At 59.1% G+C, this 9,869-nt stretch carries 10 protein-coding genes and 1 other annotated feature; of the genes, 1 reads left to right on the plus strand and 9 read right to left on the minus strand.

Going from position 1 to position 9,869, the window contains the following annotated elements; all coding sequences use genetic code 11:
* Nucleotides 1-35: 35 nt before the first annotated feature.
* From DFLDMN_RS06165 to DFLDMN_RS06175, 3 genes are read right to left on the minus strand one after another with little or no spacing between them, the layout of a single operon-like run.
* A complete protein-coding gene (locus DFLDMN_RS06165; protein ID WP_423197589.1) occupies nucleotides 36-425 on the minus strand; it encodes a hypothetical protein in 390 nt (129 codons plus the stop codon).
* Nucleotides 426-458: 33 nt separating this feature from the next.
* Nucleotides 459-788 (minus strand): colicin immunity protein, encoded by a 330-nt coding sequence (locus DFLDMN_RS06170; RefSeq protein ID WP_423197590.1) that lies wholly within the window; start codon nucleotides 786-788, stop codon nucleotides 459-461.
* Nucleotides 789-794: 6 nt separating this feature from the next.
* Nucleotides 795-1,784, minus strand: coding sequence for a colicin E5-related ribonuclease (locus tag DFLDMN_RS06175; protein WP_423197591.1), 990 nt, complete (start codon nucleotides 1,782-1,784; stop codon nucleotides 795-797).
* Nucleotides 1,785-2,508: 724 nt separating this feature from the next.
* Here DFLDMN_RS06175 and DFLDMN_RS06180 point away from each other — a divergent pair.
* A protein-coding gene (locus DFLDMN_RS06180) for an IS3 family transposase (protein WP_423197592.1) occupies nucleotides 2,509-3,743 on the plus strand; the annotation gives its coding sequence in 2 pieces (ribosomal slippage) (nucleotides 2,509-2,797 and nucleotides 2,797-3,743; 1,236 coding nt in all).
* Nucleotides 2,787-2,903 (plus strand) — a sequence feature (AL1L pseudoknot). (Overlaps the previous gene by 117 nt.)
* Nucleotides 3,744-3,798: 55 nt before the next feature.
* Here DFLDMN_RS06180 and DFLDMN_RS06185 read toward each other — a convergent pair.
* The 6 genes from DFLDMN_RS06185 to DFLDMN_RS06210 form a co-directional block, all read right to left on the minus strand.
* Entirely contained in the window at nucleotides 3,799-4,176 is a 378-nt protein-coding gene (locus DFLDMN_RS06185; RefSeq protein ID WP_423197593.1) for a barstar family protein, read from the minus strand.
* A gap of 5 nt (nucleotides 4,177-4,181) precedes the next feature.
* Complete coding sequence (locus tag DFLDMN_RS06190; protein WP_423197594.1) at nucleotides 4,182-5,555, minus strand: DUF637 domain-containing protein; 1,374 nt, start codon at nucleotides 5,553-5,555, stop codon at nucleotides 4,182-4,184.
* Between the two features lie 477 nt (nucleotides 5,556-6,032).
* A complete protein-coding gene (locus DFLDMN_RS06195) occupies nucleotides 6,033-7,976 on the minus strand; it encodes a DUF637 domain-containing protein (RefSeq protein WP_423197595.1) in 1,944 nt (647 codons plus the stop codon).
* A 303-nt stretch (nucleotides 7,977-8,279) separates the two neighbouring features.
* Nucleotides 8,280-8,594: a hypothetical protein gene (locus DFLDMN_RS06200; RefSeq protein ID WP_423197596.1), complete on the minus strand. Its 315-nt coding sequence runs from the start codon at nucleotides 8,592-8,594 to the stop codon at nucleotides 8,280-8,282.
* Nucleotides 8,591-9,475: a hypothetical protein gene (locus tag DFLDMN_RS06205; protein WP_423197597.1), complete on the minus strand. Its 885-nt coding sequence runs from the start codon at nucleotides 9,473-9,475 to the stop codon at nucleotides 8,591-8,593. Before DFLDMN_RS06205 ends, DFLDMN_RS06200 begins: the two co-directional genes overlap by 4 nt.
* A gap of 86 nt (nucleotides 9,476-9,561) precedes the next feature.
* Entirely contained in the window at nucleotides 9,562-9,864 is a 303-nt protein-coding gene (locus DFLDMN_RS06210; RefSeq protein ID WP_423197598.1) for a hypothetical protein, read from the minus strand.
* Nucleotides 9,865-9,869: the final 5 nt, after the last annotated feature.

A 9,869-nucleotide genomic window follows, 5' to 3' on the forward strand; every position in this document is an offset into this window, starting at 1 on the left:
AGACTATCCCTTATTTTAAGAGAGTCCTTGTGTCCTCAGATACGTGGGGCCGCTCCAGCCACCATCTGAGCATATTCAGCCAAATGCTCAGTCGCATTGCCATGCACCCCAACACTTTGCCCATTTGGCAATGACATCTCAAAAGACTTGGGAATGACGGACCCCGGATAGGTTGGCTGCGTCGCCTTTATTGAGTCCCAGACCGTCCCGGTTGCACCTCCACCAATGCCCTTTGCCGCCACAAACTCGCTGATCTTGCCGTAGGCCGCTGCGCCCGCCGGAATCGCCCCCAGAATTCCCGACAACCACCGGTCCGCCGTCCCCAGTTCCTGGCCGCTGAGCGTCTGCCCCGTCACCGCCTGATACAGCATCGCCGCTGAACCATAGTACGGCAACAGATTCGACAATGAGTCAGCCAATTGCATCGCCGCACAGAAGCAAGTACCGTGTGATGTGAGTTACCACCCCGTCATGGATGGTGCGGTAAGCACAAAGACGTCATGCATCCCACTTTCTAAGCGAATAAACGCTGCCGCCGCGCAATTGTTCTGTTCGGCCATCCGGCGATCAACTGGGGGATCTACTCCATCCCAAATGCAATCCAGCCTCGCTTCAAATCCGGGAGCGTGCCAAATGCCTCCCTCTACCCGCGCAATGACCAGCCCATGCTCCACAGCACTCTCACAAACCGCAACCGCCGCATTGGTAGATAACTTCATCACAACGCTTCCGCCAAGAGTGAAGAAGTCGTCCGATGAATCGTACCGCTGTTGAAGATCAATTTTCATTACGACTCACTTCCACTGAATTCGGCTATCAGGAATCCAACCCGGATCATTTTTCCCGCTTACTTGAACAACCTCTCCTGTCCGATCATTCACGACAACATAGCCGTTCTTTGAACCATACACAGAGGCGGAATCGCTTCTCGGCAAGCCGTCGGGAGTCTTGGCAGCAGATCGGTTGTCGGTCGTAGTTCCGACCGGCCCCTGGTTAATGACGGTTCGCACGTCTTGCTCCGTCCATCCTCGCGCGTCAAGTTGGCCAGCAATCTTGCCGTCAATAGTGACATTGTTTGCTCCAGCACCATTCTGGATCTGAGCGATTGCCGTCAGACCTGCGCAAAGCGCCGGTGCCAGCATACACCCAGGATTGCCCAGAATCGTTGGCCCCTGCGGACCGCTCGCAGGCGTGCCCGTCAACGTCGAACGCTGCGGCCCATTGTTCGGCGTCGCAATGGAATTGCCTTTGCTGTTCTGATCTTCCAGCGGGTTCGTGAGTGGATCGGATTTCTGCGGGCCGTTGTTCGGTGTGCCGATGGGATCATCGGTCACCACCGGCATCGGCATCATCACCACACCAAATGGTGTCGGGACCGGCCGTGGCACGATTTTCACGCTCAGCGAATTGTTCAGCGCCTCGTTCTGCGCGGCCAGCACCGCACCCGTTGCATTCGCCCCGAGCAACGCACCAGCAGAGCCACCGATCAGCGTCGCCAACGCGACGGTCGTAGCGTTGTAGCCGATGTTTCCATACCTGACCGTCTGCGTGCCATCACCGTTGTCGATGATGGTCTGCTTCCCGTCATACAGCCCATCGCGAATCAGCGGCGCCGCAATGGCACTTGCCGCGCCGCCAATGGCACCACCCGCACAATCCCCTCCCCCCAAACTCTGCGCCGCGCATCCAAGCAGCGCATGGGAAAGCACGTTCGACAGCGACCCTTCCGGCGTGTGTTCCGAACCGCCGATGCCATTGGCTGCAACCGCTGCGGCATCCTTCACCAGCTCAGCTTCTCCTGGTCCGATACAGCCATGGCCAACAACGACAGCGACGAGGTCTTCCGCGCCCACCCTGGCTCGGGCCAATGCTATCTATGTCTCCACGCCGGACACCCCCTAGGGGCTCTTTGAGAAGCGCTTCCCCGACGGCAGGCGAAAGTTCGCGCACTTCGACCTGCAGGGCGAGCACGTTGTCGTCGATGACGTGCAAACAGTATTGGACCCGCCAGAGGAGCAATAAGGCAACGGCAGTAGAAACAACAAGACCCGACTTTGATCGGATATTGTTGTAATGTCTCCTTACCGGGCAGCAACCAGCATCAACTATTTGTCGCCGCTCAAATGTATTCCTTCGGAATGTGTTTGCATTGGGCGTCGTAGCTCCAATCCACAGACCTCTTGCTCTTGTCGAACCATTGTTTGCCTCCGGCAATCCATCTACTGCGCATTGCGCGCGTGCTTGCTGGCGTGCTGTCCTCGTAGCCAAACTCTGTACCACAGCATGGACATATTTCCCAAGTCGGCGATTTCCCGTCATCGCCCCAAGGGGGAAACGACAACTCGTAGCCGCATACTCGGCAATAGCTATCTCTTCTGTGCATTGAAGTAATCCATATTGGTTGCATATCCATGATGTGCCGGATCAGGCCTAAACATCGTCTTTGGTGCACCATTTTGAACCGCCCCGGGTTTAGTGGAGGCTCCACTCTTTGAGAGAATGGAGCCCATGAGCAAGCAAACCAAGTTTTCCCCCGAGGTCCGAGAGCGGGCCGTACGTCTGGTTCGAGAGCAGCGCAGCGAGCATCCGTCGCTGTGGGCGGCAGTCAAATCCATCGCACCGATGATAGGTTGCACGAGCCAGACACTATTGGGGTGGGTCAAGCAAGAGCAAGTCGAGAGCGGCGAGCGCGACGGTGTGACTACGTCGGAGCGTGAACGCCTCAAGGCGTTGGAGCGCGAGGTGAAGGAGTTGCGCCGCGCCAACGAGATCCTGAAGCTGGCGAGCGCGTTTTTCGCCCAGGCGGAGCTCGACCGCCGTTTGAAGTCCTGAAGGCCTCTGTCGATCTGCATCGCGACGCCTTCGGGGTCGAGCCGATCTGCAAAGTCTTGCAGATTGCTCCGTCGGGCTATCGGCGCCATGCTGCGCAGCTTCGCGATCCGTCGCGGTGCTCTGCGCGAGCCAAACGCGATCAGTGGCTTCGGCCCGAGATCAAGCGAGTCTGGCAGGCCAATATGCAGGTCTACGGGGCCGACAAGGTCTGGAAGCAGTTGAACCGGGAAGGCATTGCCGTGGCGCGCTGTACGGTCGAGCGGCTGATGAAGCAGCAGAGTTTGCGCGGCGTGATTCGCGGCAAGCGGGTCCGCACGACGACTCCAGATGCGAGAGCGGCGCGCCCGCCGGATCTGGTCAATCGTCAGTTCAGGGCCCAGCGGCCGAACCAACTCTGGGTTTCGGACTTCACCTACGTTTCGACGTGGCAGGGCTGGCTGTACGTGGCCTTCGTGATCGACGTGTTCGCACGGCGCATCGTCGGCTGGCGGGTCAGTTCGTCGATGACTACGGACTTCGTTCTGGATGCACTTGAACAGGCGCTTTACGCTCGCCAGCCTGGCGGTGATGGTTCTCTCATCCACCACTCCGATAGGGGGTCGCAGTACGTCAGCATTCGCTATAGCGAGCGTTTGGCCGAGGCGGCCATCGAGCCGTCGGTTGGTAGCCGGGACGATAGTTATGACAACGCCTTGGCTGAGACGATCAACGGCCTGTACAAGGCTGAACTGATCCATCGCCGCACTGCCTGGAAGACGCGTGAATCTGTTGAGCTGGCCACGCTGGAATGGGTGGCCTGGTTCAATCACCACCGCCTGATGGAACCGCTCGGCTATATCCCGCCCGCCGAAGCTGAGGCAAACTACTATCGGCAGCTTCAAATGCCTGCTACCGAACCGCTATTAACTTAAACCAACCAGCCTCCACGGATCCCGGGGCGGTTCACGAGAGTCACACCTATCCGTCTCAAAGCAATCGTTCAACAGCCTCCTCATCCGATTTGGCGAATACAACATCGAAGTGATGTGCTTCCTCTGCGCGCCAGTCAAGAACGGAGTCGCGCAACAAACGCAAATAGATCTTCAGATCCGATTCGGGCAACATCGGAAGCTCGGGATGAATGAGCACGACGTCGTGTTCATTCATCCAACTGAAATCACGGAAGCAGTCAAACAGTGCATCCCAATTCGAGCCAAAATAGGCTGGGAATGCGAGCACGGACGCAAGCGCTTCCAGTAGAGCACTCTTCGTTCCGATGCCAGAGGGGAGCACGGCAACGAACGCGTCCTTTTGGTGGCAATTGTCAAGTTCCGCCTCGTAGCGAAAAGGGTTCGCGATTTTCATGGTATTCACCTTTTCACGGGAGTGAACGTCTTGTAGTGATCTGGCGTGTAAAACACCTCGCCATTTTTCCCAGTCACGATCCGCTGAGGACCAACACCTTTCACATTGGGTGTGGGAACAACGTATTCAGTGTAGTAACCCGCTGGCTGCTGCGGCAACAGACCTTCATTATTGTTGAAGGTGGCGCCGTCATTGCGTGACGGATATTTTACGCCGCTCGCGATTCGGTCCAGCGTCGGTTGAAGGTCAACGGTGCCTTGATAGACGTTTCCGGTAGCGCGGTCGGTGACAGTGACACCATTGATCATTGGCGCCGAACCGGAGATGTCGCTTGAAGCACTGGCGGGCCCCGTACCCCCACTCAACACATTGGACAGCTTGTCGACCCCATCCTTGACCGACGCGATCACCGTCACCGCCGCGCAAGGCAATCCAGCAGCAGATCTGCAACCTGGGTTGGCCAGAATCGTCGGCCCTCGCGGGTTGGTTGCCGGCGTGCCGGTCAACGTCGAACCCTGCGGCCCGTTGTTCGGCGTGGCAATGGCATTGCCCTTGCTGTTCTGATCTTCCAGCGGGTTCGTGAGCGGATCAGATTTCTGTGGCCCATTGTTCGGCGTGCCGATCGGGTCATCCGTCACCACCGGCATCGGCATCATCACCACACCAAATGGTGTCGGAACGGGCCGCGGCACGATCTTCACGCTCAGCGCATTGTTCAGCGACTCGTTCTGTGCCGCCAACGCCGCAGCCGTAGCATTCGCGCCGAGCAGTTGCCCGGCAGAACCACCGATCAGGGTCGCCAGCGCCACCGTCGCCGCGTTGTAGGCCGTGTTCTCGTACTTGATGGCTCCCGTGCCATCGCCGTTGTCCACAACGGTTTGGCTACCGTCATACAGGCCATCCCGCACCAGCGGCGCCACGATGGCCGACGTGGCCCCGCCAATGGCACCACCCGCACAATCCCCTCCCCCCAAACTCTGCGCCGCGCATCCAAGCAGCGCATGGGAAAGCACGTTCGACAGCGACCCTTCCGGCGTGTGTTCCGAACCACCGATGCCATTGGCTGCAACCGCTGCGGCATCCTTCACCAGCCCACCCGCAAACGCCTGCCCAAAACTACCGCCGTACACCGCCGTGTTCACACCCGCGCTTATCGCCGAGCGGACCACCGTGGCTTCGGCATAGCTTCCGATGTTGGACGATGCCGCTGACCAGTTGCCCTTGGCAATGTTGTCGCCAAAGCTCGAAACGCCAGCCTTATCTACGTATCGACCCCGGACACCCCCAAGAGGCTCGTCGAGAAGCGCTTCTCCGACGGCAGGCGACAGTTTGTGCGCTTCGACCTGGACGGTGAGCACGTCGTTGTCGACAACGTGCAAACGGTATCCGGCTCCGCTCCGGAACCGTAAAGAAGTACCGCAGAAACGATAGACCCGGCTGAGGCCGGGTCTATCGTTTCTGCAAGATTTGCTTGTCGATTATCGCGTCACCACACATTCCAGACTTTGCCGACACCATCATCTAGAAGCAAGGCCTCTGGGCCCGAGCGATCCTCGTCTCGAAGACTAACCTCAATAGCGGAACCGTCGCTAAAAGAGAGCCTTATGTATTCCCCCGGTACCTCTTGCGCTGCGTTGACTACACATCCAATCCGGGCACACAACTCATCGCGATATCCACCGCCCCCAACCGAACAACGCGCACGACCTACGACTACAACCGGCCAAACGTAGGCATTCAATCGGGGGCCCTCGAAGTGAAGCTGCAGATAATCGCGGATAAACGTTATCGCTTCAAGCTCGCGACCCTCTATACAGTGCAGCGCCGTTTTACTTTCACCAGTCATCATTGACCCCTTATTTCCCCGGGATGTGCCACATCGGATCCGTCTTCGGAATCGTTTTTCCTGTCAATGGATTCACCGCTTGACCACTCGCATTATTGTATGACCCATAGCCGTACGGATAAGGGTATGGGCCTGTGGTGATCGGATCCATAAACCGGAAGCCCGTTGTATTTGGATTCAGCCCGTTGCCACCGGCTCCTCCTTGGAACTGCATACCCCTGCCGTTGTTCGCCAGCTCCGGCCCGGTAGCACCATTCGGTACCGGATATGCTGTCCCACCTGGCGATACGATGAAGTTTGGCACACCTCCCTTGGCCCCACCGAGTACGAGCGGGCTCGGCCCGACCATGGCAGGCCTATCCGATCCACCGGTGTTCGGCACCGTTCCTGTCTGACCGAACGCCCGACGCTCTGCCTCCATCATCTTGCGCACGTCGTCCGGTATGGTAGGCTTCTTCGCACCACTGGTCGCATTGTTCAGCGCCTCATTCTGCGCTGCCAGCGCGGCCGACGTGGAGTTCCCGCCCAGGAGCAGCCCGGCGGAGCCGCCGATGAGCGTCGCAAACCCTACCGTTACCGCCTGTCGCACCGGGTCATCGCTGTAATTCACCACCCGGCTGTCGGCGTAGACCCCATCCCGTATCAACGGCGCCGCGATCGCACTGGCTGCCCCGCCAATGGCACCACCCGCACAATCCCCTCCCCCCAAACTCTGCGCCGCGCATCCAAGCAGCGCATGGGAAAGCACGTTCGACAGCGACCCTTCCGGCGTGTGTTCCGAACCACCGATGCCATTGGCTGCAACCGCTGCGGCATCCTTCACCAGCCCACCCGCAAACGCCTGCCCAAAACTACCGCCGTACACCGCCGTGTTCACACCCGCGCTTATCGCCGAGCGGACCACCGTGGCTTCGGCATAGCTTCCGATGTTGGACGATGCCGCTGACCAGTTGCCCTTGGCAATGTTGTCGCCAAAGCTCGAAACGCCAGCCTTATCTACGTTCAGCCCGGCGAGTGCGCCTTGCGTGAGACCCGCGGTGACGGCAGCCACCGCGCCAGCCTTGAGCGCTGCGCCAATATTCAGCGAGCCGGTCGTGATGACCTGCGCGACCATACTGGACAACGTGCCCGCGATTGCCGCGTCGATGGCGACAGCCAGCATCGCCTGCATGGCCGTCATCTCGGCCAACGCCACCCCCATCAGCGCAGCGCCAGCCCCAGCCGTCACGATCGAAATCGCCACCGCGGCAACCATGGCCACAATCTGGCCTAGTACACCGAAGCCCTTCTTCTCCTTGATGAACTGCGTATGCAAGTCATCCTGAAGCGAGCCTTCCTCATAGCTCAGACCAAGGCTCTGCTTGAGCTGCGACACCAGCGCCGCGCTGGCGTCTTCGTCCACCGTGCCATCCGCGCGCGTTATGCGCAATGCGTCGTTGATCGCACGGATGCTGTCGGCCTCGATGTCCATGTGCATCGCCGACAGATACCCCCCGGGCTGCACCACCGTGCCCGTAATGACGTTCCAGCCCCCACTCGCCTTGTAGGCATTGGTGCCGATATCCACTACGTTCGGGCTCAGATCCAGGCTGCCTGCCTTCACCGCCAGCGTATCGGTGGCTACCACCTGGCCGCTGTTGCGCAGCTGGCCATCCACCGTCACGCTGATATCCCGCCCGCTGATCGTGCCGCCGGTGGGCGTCGCCATTGCCTGGGCATAGCCCTCCGGCAGGTACACCTGCGGCACCAGCGCGTTGACCGTCGGACACACCACGCTCGACACGGTGCTGCATCGAGGATCAGGGACAGCTTGCTCGACGTACCAGAGCATCGGCGCATCCAGCGCCATTACCTGGTCATCCGTCAGTGCCTGGCCAAGCTTGATGTGGTTGTCCCTGGCGTAGTCCGCCGCGTTCTTGTAGAGGCTCAGCTTCTCCTGGTCCGATACAGCCATGGCCAACAACGACAGCGACCAGGTCTTCTGCGCCCACCCTGGCTCGGGGCAATGCCATCTATGTCTCCACGCCGGACACCCCCTAGGGGCTCGTCGAGAAGCGCTTCCCCGACGGCCGGCGAAAGTTCGTGCGCTTCGACCTGGGCGGCGAGCACGTCGTCGTCGACAACGTGCAAACGGTATCCGGCTCCTCAAGCGAGCTGTAGTACAACCCGCAGAAACGACAGACCCGGCCGAGGCCGGGTCTGTCGTTGCACGCTGTCCAAGCAGCAATTGATACGGACCTATCCTAGGTGTAGGCCGTCATTTCGCTGGTACAGCGAGTTGCTTAGCCACTAGGTCCTTCAATGCTGCAATGGCAGCTTCAATTTCTGCGGCAAACACTGATACATCTTCGCCTCGATCTAATGCTATTGCCCGGGCTTGTTCCAGCGAGAACCAATGTTCATGGAACTCCGTACGCCAGTTAGAGGGCAAGTTGGGAACGCACAACAATAGCCCTTCCAGCACATCGAGTAGCCGTTTCAGCGAGATCCTATGATCTGTGTAATCAATAAGGAAGTCACACATCAAAGCCAACTGACGCCGCTCGTATTCATTCATATTGATGTAGCTCATTGCTTGATCTTGCCATAGTCAACGGTAATTACCCTGCCGCTCTTGGAGTCAATGATCACCGTCAGGTCGTTCGACGGATTGTAGTACGCCGCAGTACCAGGGTATTTGCCGCCAATCGCATATGCCGGGCTAATAGTGTCTTGCACAACGGTCGGTGGAATACCCTGAGCTTGCATACGGTCAAGAGCATGCCCTGAGTAATCGGTACCCCCAATGGTCGCAGGAACATTAGTGCCGTCTGGCACCGTCAGCCGTCCGCCTCCTACGCCTACCGAGCCGTCGGGGGTAACAAGTTGCCCCCCTCGGCTACCCGTCGGTGTCGCTGCGGAAGTGTTGTCCGTACCGTTACCGCCGCCAAGCCCGTCTTGGATCTGCGCAATTGCCGTCAGCCCCGCGCAGAGCGCTGGCGACAGCATACACCCAGGATTGCCCAGAATCGTTGGCGCCTGTGGACCGCTCGCGGGCGTGCCCGTCAGCGTCGAACCCTGCGGACCGTTGTTCGGTGTCGCAATAGCATTGCCCTTGCTGTTCTGATCTTCCAGCGGGTTCGTGAGTGGATCGGATTTCTGCGGACCGTTGTTCGGTGTGCCGATGGGATCATCGGTCACCACCGGCATCGGCATCATCACCACACCAAACGGTGTCGGGACCGGCCGTGGCACGATTTTCACGCTCAGCGAATTGTTCAGCGCCTCGTTCTGCGCCGCCAGCGCCGCCGCAGTGGCATTCGTCCCGAGCAATGCACCAGCAGAGCCACCGATCAGCGTCGCCAGTGCCACGGTCGTGGCGTTGTAGCCCGTGTTCTCGTACTTGATGGTTCTCGTGCCATCGCCGTTGTCTACGACTGTTTGGCTACCGTCATACAGACCATCCCGGATCAACGGCGCCGCGATGGCCGATGCGGCCCCGCCAATGGCACCGTCTACACAGTCAAGCGTGCAGAGGGGGGCTCAATCGAATAGCAGCATCACGTCGAGCGACATACCTGCAGTATTTCCCCTTCGGCAAAGTGCCGCATTTCCCACAAGGTAAATCGCACGCCAGGTGAAAGTAGAGGCCGAACCAGGTCAAAATACAGAAACTTGATCGGCACTTCCGCAGTGTTTCCAGGCGTGAGGCCATGGTGCACTTGATCCAGCAATAGGCGGCAGTCGAAACCTTGGTTCTCAATGAACAGCGGACAACCATACCTTGTAGCGGGAATCCCTGATGCTTTCCCCCCCGCATCCGGCGTAAACATGGTGACTCTGGCGATGATGTCAGGCTGCATTGTCG

The organism is Cupriavidus sp. H19C3 (genome assembly GCF_049393815.1).
Classification (GTDB): domain Bacteria; phylum Pseudomonadota; class Gammaproteobacteria; order Burkholderiales; family Burkholderiaceae; genus Cupriavidus.

Bases quoted from the DNA above. Each gene is read 5' to 3' on its own strand.
- DFLDMN_RS06165 (WP_423197589.1), bottom strand. From the start codon at position 425: ATGCAATTGGCTGACTCATTGTCGAATCTGTTGCCGTACTATGGTTCA.
- DFLDMN_RS06170 (WP_423197590.1), bottom strand. From the start codon at position 788: ATGAAAATTGATCTTCAACAGCGGTACGATTCATCGGACGACTTCTTC.
- DFLDMN_RS06185 (WP_423197593.1), bottom strand. From the start codon at position 4,176: ATGAAAATCGCGAACCCTTTTCGCTACGAGGCGGAACTTGACAATTGC.
- DFLDMN_RS06195 (WP_423197595.1), bottom strand. From the start codon at position 7,976: ATGGCTGTATCGGACCAGGAGAAGCTGAGCCTCTACAAGAACGCGGCG.
- DFLDMN_RS06200 (WP_423197596.1), bottom strand. From the start codon at position 8,594: ATGAGCTACATCAATATGAATGAATACGAGCGGCGTCAGTTGGCTTTG.
- DFLDMN_RS06210 (WP_423197598.1), bottom strand. From the start codon at position 9,864: ATGCAGCCTGACATCATCGCCAGAGTCACCATGTTTACGCCGGATGCG.